Below are 24,885 nucleotides of genomic sequence, written 5' to 3'. Positions count from 1 at the left end.
CTGGCCTGCATCCAACGGGGAGTTCCGATGTCCGACGCGATCAGCCGCTTCTTGAGCTTCGACCGCCCTCTCGGTCAGGGCCTCGTCAAGTTCGCCTATTTCGTTCTGCTGGCGATCCTGACGATCGCCACCGTCATCGCAATGATCGCCGCCTTTATCGGCCTGTTCACCGGGCCGTTCTGGGCCAATCTCTTCCAGTTCCTGATCCTCCTGCCGCTGCAATTCCTCGTCGGCGTGCTTCTTCTGCGCGTTGGTACGGAGGTCGTCTTGGCCATCCTCTCGATCGATGACAGGCTGGCGCCGGCCGCGCAGGCAGAGCCGAAGCGCCGCTTCGAAGACGCTCCTGCCCAGCGGGCAGAAGCGCCGCGCACCACCGTCTCGGCCCCGGTCGCGGAAGAGGATCGCCCAGGCGGGTCCGGAACGCGGAGCGCGGCGAGCGAGGCGAACGGCGACAAGGGCACGCCGATCTGATGGTCCGGCCTTGGCGCGGGGCCGTTCGCGCGCCACTTACGAAAGCATGACCGAGACATCTCAGACCGAGCCTTCCGAAGAGGCGCCCGTTCCCACGACGGAAGACGGCATTCCGCTTTTCGCCAATGGCGTCCGCCTGACGGATGTCCAGATCGAGGCCCTGCGCGAGGCGCGGGCGCGAAGAGCCTCGATCGACGAGGCGGCGGACCTGCCGCCCGAAAAAGGCGGCCCGGAGCGCGAGGAACCGACCCGCTATGGCGACTGGGAGAAAGCCGGAAGGGCCTACGACTTCAGCTGAGCCCCGCTGCGCGAGGCGCTGGCCCGTTCCCAGGCGGCCGTCCCCTGCTTCGCCTTGCGGATGCCCTGCAGCTTGCCGAACACGAAGACGCCCGTGAAGACGGCCGACCCGACGGGGTCCAGGAGCGCGACACGGCCGAACCCCTCATAGCGGTTGCCCCGATCCTCGTTCTCCAGAAGCGCCGGGAACTTCGCGGCGAGTTCCTCATTGCCCCGCGCCCAGCGCGTCCTCACCGCCAGAAGCTCGCCCAGCCCCTCGGGCATGGCGAACTCGTATGACGCCTCGTCGCTGCGCACCCGCTCTTCGGGCGCGAAGTTGAGGCGGGCGAAATGGTCGTCGGCGACGATATCGGGATAGGCCCCCCAACGCGCGCGCCCGGCGGCGTTCACGGCGTAAAGCGCGATGCCGTGCGGCCGTTTCGCGATGAGCGGCAGCTGCGACCACATGCGCGCATAGGCGCGGCTGACGGCGCTGCGCGGCGGCTTCACGACGAGGCGGAAGGCCGCATAGCGGGGCGCCTCCGTATCGAGCGCGGCGAGCGCCGCCTCGATGAGGCTCTCCGATACGAGAAGGTCTGAGTCGCAATACATCCTGCAATCGAAACGGGCCTGCTCGTCGCCCGCATTCAGCGCGCCGATCTTGCCGGGCTCCCCGCGCTCCTCGACATGCAGGCGGATGCCCCGCGCCGCCGCCGCTTCGATCCGCGAGCGGGCGATGGCGGCGGTGTCGTCCGTGCAGCCATTGGGCACGACGATCAGCTCGAAGGGCTTGTCCGTCCTCTGCGCCAGGAACCGGTCGATCGCCTCGGCGATGACATTGGCTTCGTTATGGGCGGGCATGATGACGGAGAGCATGCGGCCTCGCTGGAGTGGAACCTGCGCGCAGCGCTTTGCAGGGAACGGACCGCCCCGGCAAGCCGCGCCATTGCGGCGCGGTCCTCGATGGGCCAGATGCCAGCGCGCCAGCCCGGGTCTTGCAGGAGGCGGCCAATGCTCGACGAAGACATGACCGGCGACACCGCCGCCAACGCCCCGCACCCGAAGACGGCCGACCCGTTCGGCCGCGACGTGATCGCCCTGTTCGGCCTGCCCTTCGACCTCCTCGATCTCGAAAGCGTGGCGCAGGCCGTGCTGGGGGCGGCGAAGGCGCGCGAGCGCCTGTTCCTTTCGACCGCAAATCTCGACTGGCTGGTCACCTGCCGGACCGATCCCGCTTTCCGCGCCAGCGTGCTGGCCTCCGATCTCGTCACGATGGACGGCGTCCCGGTCGTCGCGCTCGCCCGCCTCGCCGGCGCCGGGCGCGCCGAGAAGGTCGCGGGATCGGATCTTTTCGACCGCCTGCGCGACGAGGACCTCTCGGTCTTCTTCTTCGGCGGGCGCGAAGGCGCAGCCGACGCCGCCTGCGCCGTTCTCGAAGCGGATGACCGGCCCATGCGGCCCGTCGGGCACACCAATCCCGGTTTCGGCGATCTCGACGCGATGAGCACCGAGGCCCAGCTCGCCCCGGCCAATGGCTCGGGCGCCGACATGCTGGTCGCCGCGCTCGGCGCGGCCAAGGGACAGGCCTGGCTCCTGCGCAACGAAGCGCGCCTCGTGCCGCCCGTCATCGCGCATCTGGGCGCAGTGGTCGATTTCGTGGCAGGCACGGTGCAGCGGGCTCCCCGCGCGCTTCAGGTCAGCGGCTTCGAATGGGCCTGGCGGATCGGCCAGGACCGCAAGCTCTGGCGCCGCTACGCCGCGGACGCCGCTCTCCTGCCGCGCCTCGTCGCCGAGGCCCGGCGGATCCGCAGGCTCTCGGCACGGCTCGCCGCGCGGGCCCCGGCCACCGCGCCGCATCTGGACGCGGACGACGCGCAGCAGGTCCTGCGGCTCGAAGGAAAGACCGGTGCCGAGGCGCTGCGTCCGCTTCTTCGCCAGGCTCTGGCTGCGGGCCGGCCCCTGAAAGTGCAGCTCGCGGAGCGCGCCGCGCCCGACCTCGAGGCCTTGGGCCAGCTCCTGATTGCCCGGACCGCCTTCGCGCGACAGGGTGTCAGGTACGATATTTGCTGTGAGAGCGGCAATGCCCGCAACCTATGCGCGCTGGCCCTGGGGCCGGACCTCCCGCGCTTGGTGAACGGCGATTGAGCGTATAGATCGAAACAGGCCGGATACGGCGGCAGGGACGACGAGGATCAACGATGATGACCACGCGGAAAGGGCTGAAGCGGCACCTTCTTGCGGGAGCCGGCGCGCTCCTCCTGCTCGCGGCCTGCGAGAGCAAGGAAGAACAGGCGATCAAATTCGCCGAAAGCGGACAGGAATATCTCGATCAGGGCGACCTGACCAAGGCGGAGCTGCAGTTCAACAACGCCCTGTTCAAGGACCCCGTCAATATCGAGGCCCTGCGCGGCGCGGCGCTGATCGCGGAAGAGAAGGACCAGGCCGTCCGCCAGGCGCGCATGCTGTCGCGCCTGCTGGCCGAGCGCCCCGACGACATCCCGGCCAATCTCGCCTTCGCCCGCCTGTCCCTGCTCGGCGGATCGGCCGAGCGCGCGCTCGAACATGCCGAGCGGGTCCTGGCCCAGCGCCCCGAGGATGCGGAGGCCCTGACGATCAAGGGCGCGGCGCTGGTCGTCGACAACAAGCTCGCCGAGGCGACCGAGGTTCTCAACCGCGCGCTCGAGCAGGATCCGGACAATGCCGAGATCTTCAACCTGCTGGCCGCCGGCGACATCCGGTCCGACAACTACCAGCAGGCCCTGCAGCGCGTGAACGAGGGCATCGCCCAGGCGGAGAACCCCGAGACCCTGCTGATCGTCAAGCTGATCCTCGCCGAGCGCCTGCTCGGCGAAGAGGAAGTGGTCGACACCTTCGAGCAGCTCATCGAGGCCGCGCCCGAAAACGGCACCTATCGCCAGCGCCTGGCCGACTATTACCTTCTGCGCCTTCGCGACTACGACACGGCCCGCCGCCTCTATACGGAGGCGCTGCCATTCGTGACGGACAAGACGCCGCTGTTCACCCGCATCGTCTCGATCGATCGCGAAACCGAAGGCGACGAGGCCGCGGAGCGGACTCTGCGCCGGTTCATCGAAGAGAACCCGGCCAATGAGGACCTGCGGTTCTCCCTGCCGATCTTCTACTGCCAGACCGAGCAGCCCGAGGCGTGCCAGCAGGCCTTCGAGCAGCTCGCGGGCGACGAGACCCTGTCCGAGGAGCAACGGCTTCGCGCGCGCATCGGCCTGTCCGATGTCGCGATGAGCCAGGGCCAGATCGAGCGCGCCGAGAGCCTGACCGAGGCCATCCTCGCCGAGGATGCCGAGAACGTGGCGGCGCTGACCAACAAGGCGCAGATCCTGATGACCCGGGATCAGGCAGAGGAGGCCATACCGCTTCTGCGCACCGCCCTGAACAACCAGCCCGACAATGCCGAAGCGCTCGTCTTCCTCGCCCTCGCCTATGAGAATACCGGCCAGGAGCAGTTCGCCGATGCCCAGTTCGCCCGCGCGGTGGACGAGGTCGGCTATACCAAGATCGTCTCCGATCAATACCGTCAGTTCCTACAGCGCCGCGGAGAAAGCCGCCGGGCGAGCGAGGTGCTCGAACGCTATATCGCGCAGAATCCCGGGGACACTTCGGCTGTCCTGCAAAAGGCGCAGAGCGACCTCGGCGCCGGTGACTACCGCACGGCCCTGGAAACGGCGAGCCGTCTGATCGAGGCCGGCGTCGACACCCGCCGGGCGGAGCGGGTCAGGCTCGCCGCGCTGGTCGGGCTGGAGCGTTGGGACGAGGCCCTGCCCCTGTCCGAGACGCTGGTGCAGGCCGCCCCCGATGATCGCCGCCTTCTGGCGATGCGCGCCCGGATCCTGGCCGAAAGCGGCGCGCCCGAAGAGGCCTTCGCCGCGCTCGAGGCCCGCCTCGACCGGCAGGACGCCGTCGCGGCCGATTACATCCTGCTCGGCGAGGCGCTTCTGCGCGAGGAGGAGCAGGCCCGCGCCGCCGATGTGGCGCAGCGGGGCATTCAGGCCTTCCCCCGCTCGGAAGACCTGCACATCGTGCGCTATCTTGCGGAAAAGGATGGCGGACCGACCCAGCAGACCACGCAGATCCTGCGCGAAGGCGCAGAGCAGGCCGAGAACAGCAGGCGCATCCGGACCCTCCTGTCCAACGACCTGATCGTGCTCGGCGAGACCGACGAGGCCATAGAGGTCCTGCGCTCCTTGGAGCAGGACGAGCTTCTCGACCCGCTCACGGCGAACAATCTGGCTTCGCTGCTGCTCGAGCGCGAGGGCAATGAAGAAGAGGCCCTGCGCATCGCCGAGCGGTTCCGCCGGACGGAGAACCCCTATTTCGCCGACACGCTCGCCTGGGCCTATTACCAGAACGACCGGCTCGAGGACGCTGCCCGCTACAGCCGCATCGCTGCGGAGGGGGCGCCGGAGAACGCGGACATCCTCTACCATCGCGGCGTCATAGCGGCGGCGCAGGGCGATATGCCGAGCGCCCGCTCCGCCCTCACCTCCGCCAAGCGGAACATGGGCGCCACGACCCAGGTCGCAGCGGAAGAGATCGACGCGGCTCTGGAACGCCTCTAGGGCTCGCGGCGTCATCTAGCCGCCTTTATCTGGTGCGTTTCTTGAAGAGACGCGCCGGCACAGGAACACGAGAATCGGGCCGCACCGGTCCGAAGTCGAGGAAGAGCATGTATGAAGCCCATTTCAACCTGGGCCGGAAGCCGTTCGCGAGCTATCCCGAGCCCGACATGATGTATTGGGCCGAAGGGCACAAGATGGCGCGGACCATGCTCGTCTACGGGCTGACGGCCACCAACGGCATCGTCGTCATCACCGGCGAAATCGGCAGCGGCAAGACCACGCTGCTCAACGACATCATCACCAGGAACGAGAGCGGACACGTGCTGGGCCGCCTCAACGGCAAGATCGGCCTGGGGCAGGACGTGGCGGCCTGGGTCCTCTACGGCTTCGGCATCGAGACCGGGTCGGTGTCGTCGACCACCTCCATGGGGCAGTTGCAGGAATTCCTGCGCCAGACCCAGGCGCGCGGGCGCAAGGCCGTGCTGTTCATCGACGAGGCGCAGCTCCTGCCCGAGCCGGTGATCGAGGAGCTCAGGCTCCTCTCGGACATGCAGATCGGCATGATGCCGGTCCTGCAGCTCGTCCTGCTCGGCCAGCCCGAACTCGCCAACAAGCTCAACGTGCCGAGCCTGTTGCAGTTCCGGCAGCGCATCGTCAGCCACTACCACCTCAAGGCCTTCGCGCCGAACGAGACCCGCGAATACATCGTCAGCCGCCTGCACAAGGCCGGCGGTCAGGAATCGCTCTTCACGCCCGATGCGCTGGAAGGCATTCACGCGCAGACCGACGGTATTCCGCGGCGGATCAACATCCTGTGCGACACCGCCTTCGTCTATGCCTATGCCCAGGGCATGGACCGGATCTCGAAGGACGTGATCGAGAAGGTCGTGTCCGACCGCACCGATCACGGCCTTCTGGAAATCAACTAGGCTGCGCCCCCCTGCCGGCGCGGCGGCGCCGGCGGACGGTGCTGACCCCCCACATCGCAAGGCCGAACCCCATCCCGGCGACCGGCAGGAGCAGGCTGGTGGCGACTGCCTCGGTCTCTCGCCGGAACTCCCAGTTCCAGTGCTGCTGATCGAGCCATGCACTCCGCGCGGCGGAATAGCCCGCAAGCGATGAGGGCTCGATCCGGTCGCTTTTCGTCACCAGCGACTGCACGAGCCGGAGATCGTCGCCGGAGCGCGACGCATCGAAGGTGAAGCGGAAGGCGTCGTCCGAGAGGTCCATCTTCTCGGGCGCGACGTGGCCGCCTTCCCAGCCGAGAAGCGCGATTTCGTGGCGCACACTGACCGGGTGAGGAATCGCCAGGGCCAGCGTCCGATCCTCGGCCGCCTGGGGGAAGCTGAATTCCATGGCGTAGAAATTCAGCGGGAAGGCCTCGGCGAGAGGGCCCTCGAAAGCCGCGGCGGGCAGGAGATAGCGTTCCGTCGTCACCGACCGGTTGGCCGCACGGTCATCTTCATATTCGAGCGGCGCGCTGCGGCTGAGGCCCGGATAGGACGTTCGGTAATAGTCGAGATAGCTGTCGGACAGGTCGAGGAGCGGCCGGCGGGCCATCTCGTTGCGGAACGCGTCCGCGGCCGCGCCGCGCCGCACGGCCTCGACCGTCAGGGCGACGCCCTCACCGGCGGCATCCGACAGATCGTATCGCTCGACGACGTCGAGAGTGGGATAGGCTTCGGGACCGCGCGGCATGGCCTCCAGCGTCGCATTCTCCTCGATCGGAAGGGCGTAGCCGAACCGCGGCTGGTCGAGCGCCGGGAATACGCCCCCCTGAAGCGCCCGCGTCGCATCGATCCAGACCGCGCCGTCTTCCCACGGCACCCGGACGACGACGTGATCGAACCGGCCCGGCGAGGGCGCGACATGGGCCAGGCCGAGGCCGCGTTCGGTCGATGCGAGGGCCGGAACCGCCTCGACGCCCATGGTCCTCAGGATCGCGGCCAGGAGCAGAGCCTTGTCCTTGCAGTCGCCATAGCCGTTCGCCCAGGTGACGGCGGGTGGGCGGGGCCGGTAGGCGCCGAGGCCGACGCTGTCGCTGACATAGCGGACCTCGTCCTGCACCAGCCGGATCGCGCGCGTCACGCGCTCCGCCAGCGGCAGCCCGTCCCAGCCCGCCATGCGGGCGCGCAGCGGGTCCGGCAGGGGCGCGTCCAGCGCGTAGAAGGGCCGCGCCCAGTCCGCGACCGCGGCCCAGTCGGTGAAGGTCGAATAGGTGACGCTGCCCCATTGCACGACATCGCCCGGGACGTCTCCTTCGCCTGCGACCGGGAGCGCGTAGAGCTGGCGCCATTCGCGGATGTCGTAGCCCGCCGCGGCCGAGCGTTCCGGCTCGGGCCCGGGCCCGAAGGCGCGAACGGAAAGAGGCGTTCCCGCCTCGGTCAGGACCCGCCAGCGGTCGAGGCCGCTCGGCACCGACCATTGCGTTGAGAACCCGCCCGTCAACTCGCCTGGCCAATGCGATCCGGTGGCACGCCAGCTGGCCTCCCAGTCGATGATGTCCCCGACCCGCAGGCCCGGGATCTCGCCGAACACGGTGAGGTCGCCATCGACTATGCCGTCGTCCAGCCGGTCTTCCTGGCGCGCCGTCTGGAAGGTCATGGCGGGCAGGACATCCCGCGCGGCGCCGTCGCGCCAGAGCCGGACCCCGTGCAGCACCAGCCGGGTATCCGAAGGGTCGAAGCCGAGCGTCAGCCGCCCCTCCTCCTCGAGGCCTGCCCGCGAGGTGATCAGGGTGGCGATGCGGCGGTAGCTGTCCCGCCCCTGCGGGCCCAGCCGGACCTGGGTGTCGTAGAGGAGGACGTAGCGGCCGTTCTGGGCCTGCGCCCTGCCCTCGTCGAGAGCGTCCGGGATCTCGGCCGGAACGACCCAGCCCGGCGGCGTCTCGACGCTGTAGCTTTCCGCCCCGTTTGCGAGCGCCGCCGTCATTATCGCGGATGCAGCAATGCCGCCCAGCCAGATCATCCCCAAGCCCTCCTGCCTCGAAGGCGCTTTGTGGAACGGCTGCCGCGCGTTCACAAGGGCGTGACGCGGCGGATCAGCGCTGCCAGACGGGTTCGGCCATTTCGGTCACGAAGGCCGCATGGGCGGCGCGCTCCTCCTCGGTGAGGAGGACGGGCCTCGGGCCGTCGCGGCGCGGGGTCTCCAGCATCATGCCGGGCTCGCCCTCCGCGTCCTCGTCCTGCCGGGCGGTCAGCGTAAAGCCGCCCTGCGCGCCGCCTGTCAGTTCGATCCAGACCTCGGCGAGCAGCCGCGCGTCGAGAAGGGCGCCGTGCCCTTCCCGCTCCCGCTGGCTCGTGTCGATCTTGAACCGCGAGCACAGCGCATCGAGCGAGACCGGAGAGCCCGGAAACTTGCGCCGGGCGATCTGCACGGTGTCGATTACGTCGCATTTGAAGGTGGGCAGCCCCGCGAGCCGGAGCTCATGGGCGAGGAAGCCGACATCGAAAGGCGCGTTATGCGCGACGAGAGTCGCATCGCCGACGAAATCGCAGAAGGCCTGCCCCACTTCCGGATCGGCGAATTTCGGCTTCCCGCGCAGCATCTCCTCGGAGATCTTGTGCACGCGATAGGCCTCTTCGGGCATGTCGCGCTCGGGATCGATATAGACGTGGAAGGTGCGGCCGGTGAGGCTGCCGCCGGCCATCTCCACCGCCCCGATCTCGACGAGGCGATGTCCTTCGCGGGGGGAAAGGCCGGTGGTCTCGGTATCGAAGATGACGTGTCGCATGGCGCTATTGTGGTGCGCCTCGCCGCCCGGCGGAAGACGAGTTCTCCTCAAGCGCTGCGAGGATCGCGCGCACCGCCCGGCGCGCAGCCGGCAGGCCTTCATCGGTCCTGATGACATAATCGGCCCGCCCCGCCCGCTCGGCTTCGGGCGTCTGGCGCGCGAGTATGGCTTCGAGCTTGGCCTCGGTCATGCCCTGTCGATCGAGAACGCGGCGCCGCCGGACCCCCTCCTCCGCCGTGACCACGACGACGACGTCGAACGCGTCATCCGCCTCGGTCTCGAACAGGAGCGGGATGTCGCAGACGGCGATGGCGAAGCCCTCCCGCCTCGCCCGAACGAGGAAGCTCTCGCGATCCTCCTGCACCAGCGGGTGGATCAGGGCCTCGAGCCGGGCCAGCGCGGCCGGATCGGACAGGACGTGCCGTCCCAAGGCGTCGCGGTCGACGCCCCCTTCCGGGGTGAGGACGCCCGCAAACGCGCCTGCGATGGCGGCGGCGCCCTCGCCCTTGGGCGCATAGAGGCGGTGGACCGCCGCATCGGCGTCCCAGACCGCGCAGCCTTCCTCGGCGAACAGGCGGAGGGTCGTCGATTTTCCCATGCCGATGGAGCCTGTGAGGCCGATCGTGATCATGCCGCCTCCCGCAGAAAGGCTTCGGCGGCCTCGGGGTCGCCCGGCGTGACGCCGAACCAGCGCGAAAAGCCCGGTATGGCCTGGTGCACCAGCATGGGCAGGCCATCCATCGCGGCCAGGCCCCGTTCGCGGGCCGCGCGGGTCAGGCCGGTTCCCGCGGGAGAATAGACGGCATCGGCCACCACCGCATGCGGGGGCAGGCCGCCCAGATCGATTTCGAGCGGGGGCTTGCCCGGCAGGCCCAGCGCCGTCGTGTTGATCAAGAGATCGGTGACGGCCGCGTCGTTGCGGCATTCCCAATCCACCACTTCGGCGCCGAAGCGCTCGGCCAGCGCTTCGGCGCTTTCCCGTGTCCGATTTGCGAGCCGCACTTTTCGAACTCCCAGGTCGGAAAGTGCTGCGAGAATGGCCGGTGCCACGCCCCCTGCCCCCAGGACCAGCGCCTCTCCGTACCGGCCGGTCAGGTATGGCCGCAGCGCTGCGGCGAATCCGGGCGCGTCGGTATTGTCGGCATGCACGCCTCCTTCCGTGAAGGTCAGCGTGTTGGCCGCGCCGAGACGGCGCGCCAGAGGCGTCGCCTCGGTCGCGAAGAGCAGCGCCTCGGTCTTGAAGGGTAGGGTGACGTTGACCCCCCCATAGCCCTGCTTGCGCAGCCGCGCGATCGTCGCCACGAAACCATCCGGCGGCGCGTCGATCGCTTCGTAGCGGCCGTCAATGCCGTAGTTTTCGAGCCACCGGGTATGAAGCCGCGGCGAAAGGCTATGCGCGACGGGGTGCCCGACGACGCCGGCGCGGATCACCATGGCAACGCGTCCCGCCGGCGGAGCTCCTCGAGCAATGGGAGGAGGGCGAGGCCGAGTATGGTGAAATAGTCTCCCTCGACCCGCTCGAAGAGGCGGGCGCCCAAGCCTTCGAGCTCATAGGCGCCGACCGTGGCGAGCACGCCCTCGCCCGCGGCATCCAGATAGGCGGTGGCCTCGCTTTGGGTCAGCGGGCGCATTGTCATCGCCGCCGAACCGGCATGGCGCCAGACGATCTGTCCGTCCTGCGCGAGGACGAGGCCCGAGCGCAGGTAGTGCGTGTGGCCGCCCATCATGACGAGGCGCCGGATCGCTTCTTCGCCGCTGCGGGGCTTGTCATAGGCCCGGCCCTCGAATTCCAGGACCTGATCGCCGCCGATGATCAGCGCGCCGGGAACATCGAGGGACAGCGCCTTTTCCTCGGCGAGGCGCAGGGCGAGGCTGGCAGGATCGCCGTCATGCCGCGCTTTCGTGGCTGCCTCGTCGACATCCGCGGCACGGGCCTCGAAGGAAATGCCCGCTTCGCGGAGAAGCGTCCGGCGGGAGGCGCTGCGGGAGGCGAGGATGAGGGTCATTCCGCCCCCCCGCGCCGGGCCGAGAGCAGAGTGAGGATCTTGGCCGCCGTCTCCTCGACGGAGCGGCGGGTAACGTCGATCACCGGCCACTGGTTGGAGGCGAAGTAGCGCTTCGCCTTCTGCACCTCGGCGCGCACTGCGGATTGCTCGGTATAGCTTTCGACGTCCTGGGTCGCGGCGAGATTGGTCATGCGGCTCGCGCGGATCGAGGAGAGGCGGTCTGGGCTGGCGGTCAGGCCGACGACCAGCGGCTTGCGCAGGCCGGGCAGCTCGGGCGGCGGATCGGAAGTCGGCACGAGCGGCACGTTCGCCGCCTTGATGCCTCTGTTCGCGAGATACATGCAGGTCGGCGTCTTCGAGGTCCGGCTGACGCCGACCAGCACGACCTCCGCGCTTTCGAGATCCCAGGTCATCTGCCCGTCATCATGGGCCAGCGTGTAGTCGATGGCGGCGATCCGCCGGAAATAGTCCTCGTCGAGCTCGTATTGCCCGCCCGCGCGCATGGTCTGTTCGAGCCCCAGATAGTCCGCGAAGGCGTTGAGCAGGGGATCGAGCACGGAGATCGCCGGCACCTGGAGTTCCGCGCATTTCACCTCGAGGCGGCGGCGCATGCCCGCATCGACGATTGTGTACATGACGAGGCCCGGCGCCTGCTCGATACGGGCCAGCACCTTGTCGAGCTGGACATGGCTGCGCACCAGGCTCGCGACATGTTCGAGCGGCTTGGCCGTCTCGAAGCGGGCGGCCGTCGCCTTGAGAAGCGTGTTCAGAGTCTCGCCGGTCGAATCCGAGACGAGATGAACGTGAAACCAGGTCGCCAGGCGCGGGGACGCCGGCATCGCGGTTGCGGACATGCGAAGCCTTCCTTGCCGTTAAGGACTTATTCACCGATCGGGGAGAGAACGGAAGGGCGAAGGGCCAGCGGCACTCTTCCGCGCAGTCTGCGCCGCGGCTGCACAGTGCCGATCTGCAAAATGTTACCAAGAGGTTAACGGCCATCGCGCTCTCCCCAGGCTGTGGGAAAGCCCGTTCACGCGTCCGTGATCCGATCGGCAGGACCAGGTATGACCGGCCTTCGGCTCGCTTTTCCCGAAAGCTGGGGATATGGGGACTTGTTCCGGACCGGCGGGGGACGGCGCGAAGCCCCGGTGGTTTCCCACACTCCCCCCCGGCCTAGGACTCGGACTCGTTTAGGTTTTATTAGGATTTTGGGATGGCGCAGCGGCGCGGGCGGTTCCTCGACACCCTTTCAGGCGAAGCGGAAACTCCTCCGCCCATGTGGTTCATGCGGCAGGCCGGGCGCTACCTGCCGGAATACCTGAAGACGCGGGCGGAGGCGGGAAGCTTCCTCGATCTCTGCTATACGCCCGAACTCGCGGCGGAAGTCACTCTGCAGCCGATCCGGCGCTACGATCTCGATGCGGCCATCCTCTTCGCCGATATCCTCCTGATCTCGCAGGCGCTGGGGCAGGGCGTGCGCTTCGTGAAGGGGGAAGGTCCGCGGCTGGAGCCGCTCTTCGACGAGGCCCTCCTGTCGCGGCTGTCTCTTTCCGCGATCCACGACACTCTCGGGCCGGTCTACGAGACCGTCCGGCGCGTGCGCGAGGCGCTGCCCGAGGACAAGGCGCTGATCGGCTTCGCCGGCGCCCCCTGGACCGTGGCGACCTACATGCTGGCGGGCAGGGGGGTGAAGGACCCTTCCGCCCTTCGCCTCTACGCCTATGAGCATCCCGAGAGTTTCGACCGGCTGATCGCCATGCTGACCGAGGCGACCGCGGACTACCTGATCCGCCAGGTGGAGGCGGGCGCCGATGCGCTGCAGATCTTCGACAGCTGGGCGAGCGGCCTGCCCGAGCCCTTCTTCGAGCGCTACTGCCTGAAGCCGGCCGAGGAGATCGCGCGGCGGGTCAAGGCGCGGTCGGACGTGCCGGTCATCACCTTTCCGAAAGGGGCGGGACCGCTCTACGAGGCGGTGGCGCGCTCGGACGCCTTCGACGGCGTGTCGATCGGAACGGAGATCCCGCCGGCCTGGGCGCGGGAGCGTCTTTCGCCCCATGCGGTGGTGCAGGGGGGTCTCGACCCGCTGCTGGTCGTGCGGGGCGGCGACGCGATGTTCGCGGCGGCCGACAGGCTGCTCGAAGCCTTTGCGGGCGCGCCCTACATCTTCAATCTCGGGCACGGCTTCACGCCGCAGACCCCGCCCGAAAACGTCGCCGCTCTGGTCCGGCACGTCCGGGGACGCTAGGGCGGAGACATGCTCTATCTCTCTGTCCAGGCCCTCCACATCCTCAGCGTCATCGCCTGGATGGCGGCCATGCTCTATCTGCCGCGCCTCTTCGTCTATCACTCCCAGGCCGAAGCCGGCGGGGAGGCCGAGCGCTTCTTCACCGTGATGGAGCGCCGCCTCCTCAAGGGCATCATGACGCCCGCAATGATCGCCACCTGGATATTCGGGATCGCGCTCGTCGCGCTGGCGCCGGGCTGGCTCGATGATGGCTGGCTGCACATCAAGATCCTGCTCGTCGTGATCCTGAGCGGCGTGCACGGCTTCTACGCGGCCAGCCGCAAGACGTTCGAGCGGGGCGAGCGGCCGCGGACCGAGCGCTTCTGGCGGCTGATGAACGAGGTGCCCTTCGTCCTGCTGATCGGGATCGTGTTCCTCGTCCTCCTCAAACCCATGGCCGGGTGATGTTGCTCCGCGCAGCCCGGATGTGAGACGAGCGGGGGATCGCAACTCCGGCTCCCCCCATGCGCTTCGCTTCTTGCTGCCTCGCTCTTCTCCTCGCGGTCCTGACCGGGGCGCTGGCGCAGGACGGGGCCGAGGACCGGCGCGCCCGGATCGCCCAGATCGAGCGGTCCCTCGACCAGGCCGAAGACCTGCCCGACCAGGCTCTGGTCGACTGGCAGGAGGAGCTGCGCACGCTGCGGCGGGAGGTCGAGCTCGCCGCTGCTCCCCTTCAGGCGCAGCTGGAAACGCTGCGGGACGATCTCGAGCGGCTGGGCCCCGAGCCCGAAGAGGGCGCCCCGGCAGAAGACAGCGCCATCGCACAGCGCCGCTCCGAGATCGAAGCCTCGATCGGCCGCGTGAATGCCGCCCTGCGCCAGGCGGAGCTGAACAGCGCCCTCGCAGGACGCCTCGTCGACGAGATCGCCGAACGCCGCAGGGAAGCCTTTACCGGCGCGCTGCTCCGGCGGGGTCCGTCACCGGTCGATCCGCGGGTGCTGGGTCCGGCCGCGGACACGCTTCTGGCCGGCACCGACGCCGCGCGGGACGCCTTCGGCACCTGGATCGCGGAAAAGCAGGCGGCGGGCGCCCTCAACGACGCGATCCTGTCGATCGTGGTCGCCATCGCCCTGGCCGTGGCCCTGTTCCTGCCGATCCGGAGCTGGATCAACAATGCGATCAAGCGGCGGATCGCGAATCTCGAACCCTTGCCCTCGCGACGTGTGCTGGTGGCGACCGTCCGCACGCTGGCCCGCACCGTTCCGGGCCTGCTGGGCGGCTTCTTCGTCTATGAGGCGCTGCGCCTGAACGGGGCGATCCCGCCCGGGGGCGAGGCCTTCGCGCGCGCGATCTGGGTCGGCTTCCTCACCCTGCTCTTCGCCGACGGCGCGGTGAATGCCGTCTTCGCGCCGCGCCTGCCCGCCTGGCGCGTGGCGCCGCTGTCCAATCGCGGCGTTCTCGCCGTGCGCAGCGTCATCCTGTCCGCGGCGATCGTCCTGGCCGGCGACCTCGTCCTGCGCATGGGGGCGGAGGTCTTCGCCGATTCCGCGGCGCTGGCGCTGGTGCAGGAGGGCCTCGTCGCGATCACGCTGGCCGTTCTCCTCTTCCTGCTCTGCCGCGACGGGATGTGGCGGCGCGGAAGCGACGAGCCGACCCTTCCCGCCGAGCCCGAGGCGCTGACCGAGGGCGACGCGCCGCCGGGCGCGCCGGAGGCACCCGCCGTCACCGTTCCGGCGCCGCGGGCGATCGGGCTGAGGGTCGAGCGGTCAGGCTGGACCCAGATCCGCCGGGCAGGCCAGATCATCTCGATCCTGGCCGCAGGCGCGGCGATCCTCGGCTTCGTCAGTCTCGGGCATTATCTCGTGACGCGCAGCTTCGCCCTTCTGGCGCTGTTCGGCCTTGTCTGGGCCCTGCGCGCCCTGATGCGCGAAGCCGTGCGCCTGTTCGACCGGCGCTTCTCCTCCGAGGCGCAGGTGACGGCCGATCGAGAGGAGCGTGTGCTCTATTCGTGGATCGGGATCGGGATCGACCTCCTCGCCCTGATCGTCTTCATCCCGCCCGCGCTCCTGATCCTCGGCGCGGAACCGGCCGATGTGCGCGGCTGGCTGTCCGATGCCTTTTTCGGCTTCGAGGTCGGGGCGGTCAGGATTTCGGTCGCCAAGATCCTCGCCGGGATCACCGTCTTCTTCGGGCTGCTCTGGCTCACCCGGACCGTCCAGCGGGCGACCGATACGCGCGTCTTTCCCCGCTCGCGGCTCGATGCGGGGGTGCAGAACTCCCTGCGGACGCTGATCGGCTATGTCGGGCTGATCATCGCCTTCGCCGCGGGGGTGGGCACGCTGGGCTTCGATCTCGGCAATCTCGCCATCATCGCCGGCGCGCTGTCGGTCGGTATCGGTTTCGGCCTGCAATCCATCGTCAACAATTTCGTCTCCGGGCTGATCCTGCTCTTCGAACGGCCGATCAAGGTCGGCGACTGGATCGTGACCAATTCGGGAGAGGGGATCGTCAAGCGCATCTCCGTCCGCTCGACCGAGATCGAGACGTTCGACCGCTCCTCGGTCATCGTCCCGAACTCCGAGCTCATCTCGGGCGCCGTGACGAACTGGACCCACAAGGACCGCATGGGCCGGCTCGTCATCGCGGTGGGCGCCGCCTACAGCTCGGATGCCGCTCAGGTGGTGCGCGTCCTGGAGGATGTGGCGTTGCGCAGCCCGGACGTTTTGTCCGATCCCGCGCCGCTGGTCGTCTTCGAGGATTTCGGCGCATCGAGCCTCGATTTCACGCTGCGGACCTATATCAGGGATGTCTCGGACACGCTGAAGGTCCGCACGCGCCTGCGCATCGCGATCCATGCCCGCTTCGCCGAGGAAGGCATCGAGATCCCCTTCCCGCAGCGGGACCTGCATCTGCGGGACCTGCCCGATCACGTCCTGCAATCCGGGCACGGCCCCGCCGCGGCGGCGGCGGAGTGAAGGCGGCGCATCCTCTCCGATTGACGCGGGCAGGGGGCGGGCTTACGTAAGGGAGCAGCGCCGGGCGTCCGCCCATGCGCTTCCCCCATTTTCACGCCGCGCCGCTTTTCTGCCTTCGCGCGCGACCTGCCAGGATGTCTGCCATGCTGCCCGACCGCATGACGCTCGACGAGCTGAAGGAAAAGACGCCGCAAGAGCTCGTCTCCTTCGCCGAGGAAGTCGGCGTCGACAACGCCTCCGCCCTGCGCAAGCAGGACCTTCTCTTCGCGACGCTGCGCGAGCTCGCCGAAGAGGACGTCGAGATCATGGGCTCGGGCGTGCTCGAGATCCTGCCCGACGGCTTCGGCTTCCTGCGCTCTGCCGACGCCAACTATCTCGCGGGTCCCGACGACATCTATGTCAGCCCGCAGATGATCCGGAAATACACGCTCAAGACCGGCGATACGGTTTCGGGCGAAATCCGCAGCCCCAAGCAGGAAGAGCGCTATTTCGCGCTGACCAAGCTCGACACGATCAATTTCGAGGAGCCCGAGAAGGCGCGCCTCAAGGTCCACTTCGACAACCTGACCCCTCTGTACCCTGACGAACGCCTCAAGATGGAGACGGTCGTGCCCGAGGAGAAGCTCGAGCGCGACGATATGGGCCGGGTCAAGAAGGAGCCGAACAAGGACCTGTCGACCCGCGTGATCGACATCGTCGCGCCGATCGGCAAGGGGCAGCGCTCGCTGATCGTGGCGCCGCCGCGGACCGGCAAGACGGTCCTCCTCCAGAACATCGCCCACGCGATCACGACGAACCATCCCGAATGCTATCTCATCGTGCTGCTCATCGACGAGCGGCCCGAAGAGGTGACCGACATGCAGCGCTCGGTGAACGGCGAAGTCGTCTCCTCGACCTTCGACGAGCCGGCCACCCGCCACGTTCAGGTCTCCGAGATGGTGATCGAGAAGGCCAAGCGCCTGGTCGAGCACGGACGCGACGTGGTCATCCTCCTTGACTCGATCACCCGCCTCGGCCGCGCCTATAACGCGACCGTGCCGTCTTCGGGCAAGGTGCTGACGGGCGGCGTCGACGCCAATGCCCTGCAACGGCCCAAGCGCTTCTTCGGCGCCGCGCGGAACATCGAGGAGGGCGGTTCGCTGACCATCATCGCGACGGCTCTCATCGATACCGGCTCGCGCATGGACGAGGTGGTGTTCGAGGAGTTCAAGGGCACCGGCAACTCGGAAATCGTGCTCGACCGCAAGGTCGCCGACAAGCGGATCTTCCCGGCCATGGATGTCGGCAAGTCCGGAACCCGGAACGAGGATCGCCTCGTCGACAAGGGCGAGCTCGCCAAGATGTATGTCCTGCGCCGCATCCTCTCGCCGATGAACGCGCAGGACTCCGTCGAATTCCTTCTGGACAAGCTGCGCCAGACCCGGACCAACAAGGACTTCTTCGACTCGATGAACACCTGACCCGGCGCTGCGGCGGTTTTCCGCGAGGCGACTGAAAAGTGCGGCAGAGGGCGGCTCCCGGGCCGCCCTTTTTCATGTCAGGGCAGAAAAGCGCGGCAGGTCCGTGCGGCATCGGCCCGGCCCGTCTCTGCAAGAATGCGATGCGCCTCGAGCGGACGGTCCGTCGCCAAAATATCGACACCCTGTTCGGCCAGCCTCACATAGGCCTCCTCGCTTCCGGAACGGGCGATCCTGGCGTCCCAGGACTCCCGGCCGCCCAGCGTGCCGAAGATCACCTCGATGCCGCGCGCATCGAGCGCCTCGTAGAGATCGGGATCCGGCGTTTCCGTCCCCGTCCATGCAAGGAGCCTCGAGGCGGGAATACCGGCGGCCATCAAGGCGTCGAGGTCCGAAAGGGCGTCAACGCCGGCAGAGATGACCGCTTCGGGAAAGGCATCGGCGATCGCCCGCGCCTGCGCCTGGGTGTAGGCGATGATCACGACCTTGTCCTCGACTCCCTTTTCCTCGAGGAGCGCGGCGACATCGGCATAGCGCGCTGACGGCTTGAGATCGAGCTCGACGATGACCGGCTCGTCCCGAACCCAGTCCAGAAGCGCTGCAAGAGAGGTGACCGGCTCTGCGGTCACCCGCCCGGCCGCGTCGCGGAGCGACAGCTCGCGAAGCTCCGACCAGGGGATGTCCGCAGGCCCCGTGCCGGTGGTGCTCCGGTCCAGCGTATCGTCATGATGCAGGAACAGGACTCCGTCCGCGCTGGCCGCGACGTCGACTTCCACCAGGCCCGCCGTTCGGGCGGTCACGGACCGGATCGATGAGAGGGCGTTCTCGGCAGCGCGTCCATCCGTTCCCCGGTGGGCGGCGACGAGAGTTAAGCCTTCCTCGTCGATGCAGTCGAAATAGGCGGAGAGGCTCGCCTGATCCGTTCTCATACCGCCTGCATCGCCGGGCGCGCAGGAACACAAAAGCAGTGCCGATGCCAGCAGTTCCCGTCTCACGCTTGCTCCTTTTCGCGTCCTTGTCATAACCCTCTTCTGCCCTGCCTCTCATCTCGCGGAAAGGTCGCCCCATGAAGATCACGTTCGATATCGAGTGCACCCCGGCCGAGGCGCGGACGCTGCTCGGGCTGCCGGATGTGCAGACCGTGAATGATCTGATCACGGAGGAACTCGAGCGGCGGACCCGGGAGAACATCGACACCCTGGCGGATCCCAAGATCTTCTGGGAGCGCGCCATGTCCGCGGGCACGGGCAGCATGGAAGCCTTCCAGGCTATTCTGAAAAGCGCAGCCCGCGCCAAGGAATAGCGTCCACGTGTTCGATGCGAGAGCGACGATCTTCGCCAAATCCTCGGGCAGCGGCAGGGCCGGCGTCTCGGTCTTCCGCATCAGCGGCCCCCGCGCAGGAGAGGCGCTCGAAGCATTCTGCGGCAAGCGCGGCGAGCCTCGGAAGGCCCATCTTCGAAGCATTCGCCTGCAGGATGGAAGCCTGCTCGACCAGGGGCTGACGCTTTGGTTCCCCGGCCCCGACAGCTTCACTGGTGAAGACGTCGCCGAGCTCCAGCTTCACGGGTCTCCTGCGGTCGAGCGCGCTTTGATGGATGCCTTGGTCGCTTTCGGCCTCCAACCCGCCGCGGCCGGCGAATTCACGATGCGGGCTTTCGAAGCCGGGAAACTCGACCTGACCCAGGCGGAGGCGCTGGCCGACCTCCTCGATGCCGAGACCGAAGCGCAGCGGAGGCAGGCGCTCGGCCAGTTGGGCGGCCGCCTGTCGGAGAGGGCAGGGGAGTGGCGCAGGCTCCTGCTCACGGCGCTGGCTGCCATCGAAGCCGGCGTCGATTTTCCTGACGAAGAAGACGTTCCGGCGGCGATCGAGACCGCTGCCATCCAGCCGCTCATCGAAATGCTCGCGGATATGCGGCAGGCCCTCGGCAAGGCGGCGGGCGCGCGGACGGTTCGGGAAGGTCTGACAGTCGCGATCTCGGGCCCGCCAAATGTCGGAAAATCGAGCCTCCTCAACCGGATCGCGGGGGAGGAGCGGGCCATCGTCTCCGACCGCGCCGGCACCACGCGGGATGTTCTGGAGATCCGCGCAGACATCGGCGGCCAGCTGGTGACGCTGCTCGATACCGCCGGGCTGCGTGAAGATACGGAGGACGAGATCGAGCGAGAGGGAATGCGGCGCGCCCGCCGGGCTGTTGCCCAGGCCGATATCCGCATCCTCGTCTGGGACGGAGAGGGGCAGATGCCGGAGCGGGGAAGCGCCGATCTCTTGCTTCTCAACAAGGCCGATCTGCGAAATGGCGGCCCGCCGGAAGGGTGGACGGGCTTGTCGGTCCGAACCGGGGAGGGATGGGAGAACTTCCTGATGCGCCTCCGGAACCTCGTGCTCCGGAGTGCCGGGATCGGAGACCTGACGCGGGAGCGGCACGTTGCGCTCGTCGAATATGTCGTGCGAGAGCTCGAACCCGCTCTTTCAGGCCATCTTCCACCGGAGCTTCTGGGAGAGGAGATCCGGGTGGTCCTGCGAAAGCTCGATGAGTTGACCGGACAACTCGCGCCCGACGAGGTCCTCGGCGAGATCTTCTCGTCCTTCTGTATCGGGAAATGAGGCGCTGTTTCACGTGAAACGGAGTGCTTGAGGGATTGGCATGTGCGCCTCCCCGTTCCACGTGAAACAGTCGAAACCCTCTCGCACTGCTTTCGCGGCCCTGCTATCTGCCGCCCATGACCACAGATGCTTTCCAAATCCTCGTAATCGGCGGGGGCCATGCCGGTGTTGAAGCCGCCGCTGCCGCTGCCCGCTGCGGGGCGAAGACCGCTCTCGTCACGCATTCGAGGGCCACGATCGGCGAGATGTCCTGCAACCCCGCGATTGGCGGGCTGGGGAAGGGCCATCTCGTTCGTGAGATCGACGCACTCGACGGACTGATGGGACGCGTGATTGACAAGTCCGGCATCCAGTTTCGCCTCCTCAACCGGTCGAAAGGACCGGCAGTTCGGGGACCGCGCGCGCAGGCAGACCGCGTCCTCTACAAGCGCCACATGCAAGCAGCCATCGGCGCGACCGCTGGCCTCTCCGTCATTGAAGGGGCCGTCGACAATTTGATCCTCGAAAACGGCGCCTGCCGCGGCGTCGTGCTCGCGGATGGCAGCGAGATCCGGGCGCAGCGGGTGGTTCTGACAACGGGAACCTTCCTGCGCGGCGTGATCCACCGCGGCGGAGAACGTATCCCTGCTGGTCGTGATGGCGAAGCCCCGGCAAATGGGCTCGGGGAAGCGCTGGAAGCGCTCGATCTCCCGCTGGGTCGCCTGAAAACGGGGACGCCGCCTCGCTTGAACAGTGACACCATCGCTTGGGATCGTCTCGAAAAGCAGGAGGCGGACGAGAGGCCTGTCCCGTTCTCCTTCCTCTCCGCCGGGATCGATGTTCCGCAGATCGCGTGCGGTATCACCTATACCAATGAGCGGACCCACGAGCTCATTCAGGAGAATCTCGAGCAGTCTGCCGTCTATAGCGGTGCGATAGCGGGGCGGGGGCCGCGTTATTGTCCCTCAATCGAGGACAAGGTGGTCCGCTTCGCAGACAAGACGGCCCACCAGATCTTCCTAGAGCCCGAGGGGCTGGACGTGCCGACGGTCTATCCCAACGGCATTTCGACATCGCTACCTGTGAGGGTTCAGGAAGCGTTCGTTCGATCCATCGCCGGCCTGGAATCAGTCGAGATTCTGCGTCCGGGTTATGCCATCGAGTATGACTATATCGACCCGCGGGCACTTCGCCGGTCGCTCGAGCTGCGGGCGCTTCCCGGGCTCTACCTGGCCGGCCAGATCAACGGCACTACGGGTTATGAAGAAGCCGCGGCGCAAGGCCTCTATGCAGGCGTAAATGCTGCAAGAGCTGCCCGCGAGGAAGAGCCATTCCTGATCGACAGATCCGAGGCCTATCTGGGTGTGATGATCGATGACCTTGTCACGCGTGGCGTCACCGAGCCCTATCGGATGTTTACTTCGCGGGCCGAGTACCGGTTGAGCCTGCGCGCCGACAATGCCGATGAGCGGCTGACGGGCCGAGGGATCGAAGCCGGCTGCGTCGGCGCCGATCGTGAAGCAGCGTTCCACGTGAAACAAGACCAAGTCGACGAAGCGCTGGCTTGGGCAAGAACCACTTCTCTTACCCCCAAAGAGGCCAACGACAACGGCATCACGGTGAACCAAGACGGTCGTCGCAGGAACATCCTCGAGCTGCTCGCCTTGCCGAGCGAAACTGTCGAAAGCCTCCAGCGGGTCTGGCCCGAGCTCGGCACCATGCCCGCCGTCCTGACGGAACGGCTGGAAGCGGACGCGCTCTATGCCGGCTATCTCGAACGTCAGAAACAGGAGGTCGAGGATCTGAAGAGACAGGAGAACCTTTCGATCCCGACCGATTTCGACTTCCGCGCCGTACCCGGCCTCTCACGGGAAGTCACTGAAAGACTCGCTGCCGCTCAACCAGAAACTCTTGGCCAGGCGCGCCGCCTCGAAGGGATGACGCCCTCCGCTCTCACGACGGTGCTGGTCGCTCTCCGGCGGCACGGCATGGCAGCTGCGGGCTGAAATGAACGATCTCTCCACTGTCGCGTCCGCCTATGGCCTCAGTCCTGCCGAAGCCGAACGACTCAAGATTTACGATGCCCAGTTGCTGCAGGCGTCGAGCCATACCAATCTGATCGCCCGCAGCACTCTGCCGCAACGGTTCGGCCGCCACTATGCCGACAGCTTCCAGCTCTGGGAGCATGTGCCGAACGGGGCTTCGACCCTGCTCGACATCGGCTCCGGCGCAGGATTTCCAGGCCTGCTTCTCGCTCTTCTGGCAGAGGACAGAATGCCTGGCCTCCACCTGACCCTCTGCGACAGCGTTGGAAAAAAGGCTGCCTTCCTCGCATCGACTGCGCAAGAGATGGGCTTGTCCAACGTCACCGTCACGGCTCAGAGAGCCGAAGCGTTGGATCGCCGGTTCGACATCGTCTCCGCCCGGGCTGTCACGGCTCTTCCACGCCTGCTCGACCTCGCTGTGCCGCGGGTCGCGCCCAACGGTCATCTCATCCTGCCAAAGGGTCGGAACTCCGAAGAAGAGCTTGCCGAGGCGAGGAAGCGTTGGACGATGAACGCGAAGCGTGTACAAAGCCATACCGACCCGGAGGCTACGATCCTCCTCCTCTCGAACCCGGAGCCGCGCCGTTGAGCGATTCGAAGATTCGCGATGCCCGCATCCTTGCTGTCGCCAACCAGAAAGGCGGGGTCGGGAAGACGACCACCGCCATCAATCTGGGAACCGCGCTTGCCGCTGTCGGAGAACGCGTTCTCGTCGTGGACCTCGATCCGCAGGGGAACGCTTCGACCGGGCTCGGGGTCCCGCCTTCCGCGCGGCAGGCCACGACCTATGACGTGATGCAGGGCGATGCCACCCTCGCCGAAATCGAGATGACGACAGCCATACCCGGCCTGACGGTCGCGCCGGCAGGCGTCGACCTGGCGGGTGCGGAGATCGAGCTGCTCGACGTGCCCAATCGGCACTACCGCCTGCGCGATGCGATCCGCGCCTATCGCGAGGCGATGCCGGACCTGACCTATGTGATGATCGACTGCCCGCCCTCTCTCGGCCTCCTGACGGTCAACGCCATGGGCGCCGCCAACGCGGTCATCATCCCGCTGCAATGCGAGTTCTTCGCGCTCGAAGGGCTGGGCCAGATCATGAGGACGATCTCGACGGTGAAGGAGCGGATCAATCCCGACCTCGAACTGCAAGGCGTGATCCTCACCATGTATGACCGGCGCAACAATCTCAGCCAGGAGGTCGAGGCCGACGTGCGCGGACATCTGGGAGACAAGGTCTATCGCACCGCCATACCGCGGAACGTCCGTGTCTCGGAGGCGCCGTCCCACGGCAAGCCTGCGCTCCTCTACGACCTGCGATGCGCCGGCAGCCAAGCCTATGTCCGCCTCGCCTCAGAGGTCATTCAACGCGAAAGGGCGATGTGATGGCGAAGAAGGGTCTCGGCCGCGGGCTCGAAGCCATACTCGGGGAGGCGACGCCGGAGCGAGTCGATCGCGGGCGGGTCGATGGCGGGGTCGCGCTCCTGCCGATCGCGAACCTGCAGCCCGATCCCGATCAGCCGAGAAAGAAGTTCGGCGATGACGAATTGCAGGCGCTCGCCGACTCGATCGCCGCGCAGGGCATCCTCCAGCCGATCCTCGTCCGGCCTTCCCCCGATGAAGGCGGCCATATCATCATCGCCGGCGAGCGCCGCTGGCGGGCAGCCCAGAAAGCGGGCCTGCACGAGGTTCCGGTTCTCATCCGGGAGCCGAGCCCCGATGGCAGCGCCGAACTCGCCCTGATCGAGAATGTGCAGCGGGTCGACCTCAACCCGATCGAAGAGGCGGATGCCTATGCGCGCCTGCGCGACGTCTTCGGCAGGAAGCCGCAGGAGATCGCGCAATCCGTCGGCAAGAGCCGCAGCCATATCGCGAACATGCTGCGCCTGACCGAGCTGCCCTCCGATGTGCGTGCTCTGGTCATCGACGGCGATCTTTCCATGGGGCATGCGCGCGCCCTGCTGACGGCGTCCGACGCCACTGCACTCGCCCGGCGGGTCGTCTCCAAGGGCCTGTCGGTCCGCGAAACCGAACGCCTGGCTTCTCCCAAACCCAAGGCGGAACGGAAATCCGAAGGGGCTGTAGCCGAAAAGGCACCGCGGCGACCGTCTTCGGGCACGAAGGATGCAGACACCAAAGCCCTCGAACGTGATCTCGAAGCGGCATTGGGCCTGACCGTCGCCATCGACCACCAAGGCAAGGATGGCGGCGAAGTCCGTATCGACTACCGGACCCTCGACGAGCTCGATGACATCTGTGCCCGCCTGATGCGCACCTCCATCTGAATTTTTCGAGACGGCAACGGGATCGGGTCCTGCCGGTATGGCCGGCGCCCGCTCGTTCTGTCGGCGGTATGACCCCTCAGGAGCCGGGTTCACCAAGCCGCTATTGCCGGAGGCGCGGAAGAGCGAAGCCGCACTTTCGGGCCCGAGGCCGCAAAAGTGCGGCGCGGGCTCGAAGCGTCAGCATCGGCCGAAGAGCGCGGCGGGGCGATATTGACCGCTCCGGTCCGGCGAAG

At 67.4% G+C, this 24,885-nt stretch carries 23 protein-coding genes; 15 read left to right on the top strand and 8 right to left on the bottom strand.

Annotation, left to right across the window (positions count from 1 at the left end; all coding sequences use genetic code 11):
- Positions 1-27 precede the first annotated feature (27 nt).
- Together IE88_RS0104000 and IE88_RS16275 are read left to right on the top strand one after the other, a co-directional pair.
- A complete protein-coding gene (locus tag IE88_RS0104000; RefSeq protein WP_031550484.1) occupies positions 28-471 on the top strand; it encodes a DUF4282 domain-containing protein in 444 nt (147 codons plus the stop codon).
- Positions 472-517: 46 nt separating this feature from the next.
- On the top strand, positions 518-769 hold the full coding sequence (locus IE88_RS16275; RefSeq protein ID WP_036766531.1) for a DUF1674 domain-containing protein: 252 nt from the start codon (positions 518-520) through the stop codon (positions 767-769).
- Here IE88_RS16275 and IE88_RS0103990 read toward each other — a convergent pair.
- The gene (locus tag IE88_RS0103990) at positions 754-1,623 is read right to left on the bottom strand and encodes a glycosyltransferase family 2 protein (RefSeq protein WP_051881475.1); all 870 of its coding nucleotides are present in this window, start codon (positions 1,621-1,623) and stop codon (positions 754-756) included. The two genes, IE88_RS16275 and IE88_RS0103990, sit on opposite strands and share 16 nt — an antisense overlap.
- 135 nt (positions 1,624-1,758) lie before the next feature.
- Here IE88_RS0103990 and IE88_RS16270 point away from each other — a divergent pair, with 135 nt between their 5' ends.
- The 3 genes from IE88_RS16270 to IE88_RS0103975 all read left to right on the top strand — a co-directional run bounded on the left by IE88_RS16270 (position 1,759) and on the right by IE88_RS0103975 (position 6,271).
- Complete coding sequence (locus IE88_RS16270; RefSeq protein WP_051881474.1) at positions 1,759-2,892, top strand: WecB/TagA/CpsF family glycosyltransferase; 1,134 nt, start codon at positions 1,759-1,761, stop codon at positions 2,890-2,892.
- Between the two features lie 53 nt (positions 2,893-2,945).
- Complete coding sequence (locus IE88_RS0103980; protein ID WP_031550475.1) at positions 2,946-5,342, top strand: tetratricopeptide repeat protein; 2,397 nt, start codon at positions 2,946-2,948, stop codon at positions 5,340-5,342.
- Between the two features lie 107 nt (positions 5,343-5,449).
- Positions 5,450-6,271, top strand: a complete 822-nt coding sequence (locus IE88_RS0103975) for an ExeA family protein (RefSeq protein WP_031550472.1) — start codon at positions 5,450-5,452, stop codon at positions 6,269-6,271.
- Here IE88_RS0103975 and IE88_RS0103970 read toward each other — a convergent pair.
- The 6 genes from IE88_RS0103970 to IE88_RS0103945 all read right to left on the bottom strand — a co-directional run bounded on the left by IE88_RS0103970 (position 6,264) and on the right by IE88_RS0103945 (position 11,935).
- The gene (locus tag IE88_RS0103970) at positions 6,264-8,309 is read right to left on the bottom strand and encodes a DUF3857 domain-containing protein (protein ID WP_031550469.1); all 2,046 of its coding nucleotides are present in this window, start codon (positions 8,307-8,309) and stop codon (positions 6,264-6,266) included. The two genes, IE88_RS0103975 and IE88_RS0103970, sit on opposite strands and share 8 nt — an antisense overlap.
- Before the next feature lie 73 nt (positions 8,310-8,382).
- Complete coding sequence (gene dnaQ / locus IE88_RS0103965) at positions 8,383-9,075, bottom strand: DNA polymerase III subunit epsilon (RefSeq protein ID WP_031550466.1); 693 nt, start codon at positions 9,073-9,075, stop codon at positions 8,383-8,385.
- Between the two features lie 4 nt (positions 9,076-9,079).
- Complete coding sequence (coaE, locus tag IE88_RS0103960) at positions 9,080-9,706, bottom strand: dephospho-CoA kinase (RefSeq protein ID WP_031550463.1); 627 nt, start codon at positions 9,704-9,706, stop codon at positions 9,080-9,082.
- Positions 9,703-10,509, bottom strand: coding sequence for a shikimate dehydrogenase family protein (locus tag IE88_RS0103955; RefSeq protein WP_031550461.1), 807 nt, complete (start codon positions 10,507-10,509; stop codon positions 9,703-9,705). The genes coaE and IE88_RS0103955 overlap by 4 nt, the downstream gene beginning before the upstream one ends.
- Positions 10,503-11,081: a Maf family protein gene (locus tag IE88_RS0103950; RefSeq protein WP_031550458.1), complete on the bottom strand. Its 579-nt coding sequence runs from the start codon at positions 11,079-11,081 to the stop codon at positions 10,503-10,505. The genes IE88_RS0103955 and IE88_RS0103950 overlap by 7 nt, the downstream gene beginning before the upstream one ends.
- Positions 11,078-11,935 (bottom strand): pyruvate, water dikinase regulatory protein, encoded by an 858-nt coding sequence (locus IE88_RS0103945; RefSeq protein ID WP_031550455.1) that lies wholly within the window; start codon positions 11,933-11,935, stop codon positions 11,078-11,080. The genes IE88_RS0103950 and IE88_RS0103945 overlap by 4 nt, the downstream gene beginning before the upstream one ends.
- A 359-nt stretch (positions 11,936-12,294) precedes the next feature.
- Here IE88_RS0103945 and hemE point away from each other — a divergent pair, with 359 nt between their 5' ends.
- The 4 genes from hemE to rho all read left to right on the top strand — a co-directional run bounded on the left by hemE (position 12,295) and on the right by rho (position 17,740).
- Complete coding sequence (gene hemE, locus IE88_RS0103940) at positions 12,295-13,326, top strand: uroporphyrinogen decarboxylase (RefSeq protein WP_031550452.1); 1,032 nt, start codon at positions 12,295-12,297, stop codon at positions 13,324-13,326.
- Positions 13,327-13,335: 9 nt separating this feature from the next.
- Complete coding sequence (hemJ, locus tag IE88_RS0103935; RefSeq protein WP_031550449.1) at positions 13,336-13,770, top strand: protoporphyrinogen oxidase HemJ; 435 nt, start codon at positions 13,336-13,338, stop codon at positions 13,768-13,770.
- Positions 13,771-13,829: 59 nt separating this feature from the next.
- Complete coding sequence (locus IE88_RS0103930) at positions 13,830-16,280, top strand: DUF3772 domain-containing protein (protein ID WP_031550447.1); 2,451 nt, start codon at positions 13,830-13,832, stop codon at positions 16,278-16,280.
- Between the two features lie 158 nt (positions 16,281-16,438).
- Entirely contained in the window at positions 16,439-17,740 is a 1,302-nt protein-coding gene (gene rho, locus IE88_RS0103925) for a transcription termination factor Rho (RefSeq protein ID WP_031550444.1), read from the top strand.
- Positions 17,741-17,817: 77 nt separating this feature from the next.
- Here the strand turns inward: rho and IE88_RS0103920 are convergent, their stop codons facing one another.
- Positions 17,818-18,666, bottom strand: coding sequence for a glycerophosphodiester phosphodiesterase family protein (locus IE88_RS0103920; protein WP_051881473.1), 849 nt, complete (start codon positions 18,664-18,666; stop codon positions 17,818-17,820).
- 137 nt (positions 18,667-18,803) lie between these two features.
- On the opposite strand from IE88_RS0103920, the gene IE88_RS0103915 reads away from it, so the two are divergent.
- The 6 genes from IE88_RS0103915 to IE88_RS0103890 all read left to right on the top strand — a co-directional run bounded on the left by IE88_RS0103915 (position 18,804) and on the right by IE88_RS0103890 (position 24,652).
- Positions 18,804-19,040, top strand: coding sequence for a DUF6489 family protein (locus tag IE88_RS0103915; protein ID WP_031550438.1), 237 nt, complete (start codon positions 18,804-18,806; stop codon positions 19,038-19,040).
- 7 nt (positions 19,041-19,047) lie between these two features.
- The gene (gene mnmE / locus IE88_RS0103910; protein ID WP_031550435.1) at positions 19,048-20,343 is read left to right on the top strand and encodes a tRNA uridine-5-carboxymethylaminomethyl(34) synthesis GTPase MnmE; all 1,296 of its coding nucleotides are present in this window, start codon (positions 19,048-19,050) and stop codon (positions 20,341-20,343) included.
- Between the two features lie 116 nt (positions 20,344-20,459).
- Positions 20,460-22,328, top strand: coding sequence for a tRNA uridine-5-carboxymethylaminomethyl(34) synthesis enzyme MnmG (gene mnmG / locus IE88_RS0103905; RefSeq protein WP_031550432.1), 1,869 nt, complete (start codon positions 20,460-20,462; stop codon positions 22,326-22,328).
- Position 22,329: 1 nt separating this feature from the next.
- Positions 22,330-22,956 (top strand): 16S rRNA (guanine(527)-N(7))-methyltransferase RsmG, encoded by a 627-nt coding sequence (gene rsmG / locus IE88_RS0103900; protein ID WP_031550428.1) that lies wholly within the window; start codon positions 22,330-22,332, stop codon positions 22,954-22,956.
- Positions 22,953-23,753 carry a ParA family protein gene (locus tag IE88_RS0103895; protein ID WP_031550425.1) on the top strand — a complete coding sequence of 267 codons (801 nt, stop codon included), beginning with the start codon at positions 22,953-22,955 and terminating at the stop codon, positions 23,751-23,753. The genes rsmG and IE88_RS0103895 overlap by 4 nt, the downstream gene beginning before the upstream one ends.
- On the top strand, positions 23,753-24,652 hold the full coding sequence (locus IE88_RS0103890) for a ParB/RepB/Spo0J family partition protein (protein WP_031550422.1): 900 nt from the start codon (positions 23,753-23,755) through the stop codon (positions 24,650-24,652). The genes IE88_RS0103895 and IE88_RS0103890 overlap by 1 nt, the downstream gene beginning before the upstream one ends.
- Positions 24,653-24,885: the final 233 nt, after the last annotated feature.

The sequence above is a fragment of the Parvularcula oceani genome, assembly GCF_000733125.1.
Lineage (GTDB): Bacteria > Pseudomonadota > Alphaproteobacteria > Caulobacterales > Parvularculaceae > Parvularcula > Parvularcula oceani.
Note: the sequence above shows the minus strand (reverse complement) of the source record. Positions and strands in the feature narration are given on the sequence as shown.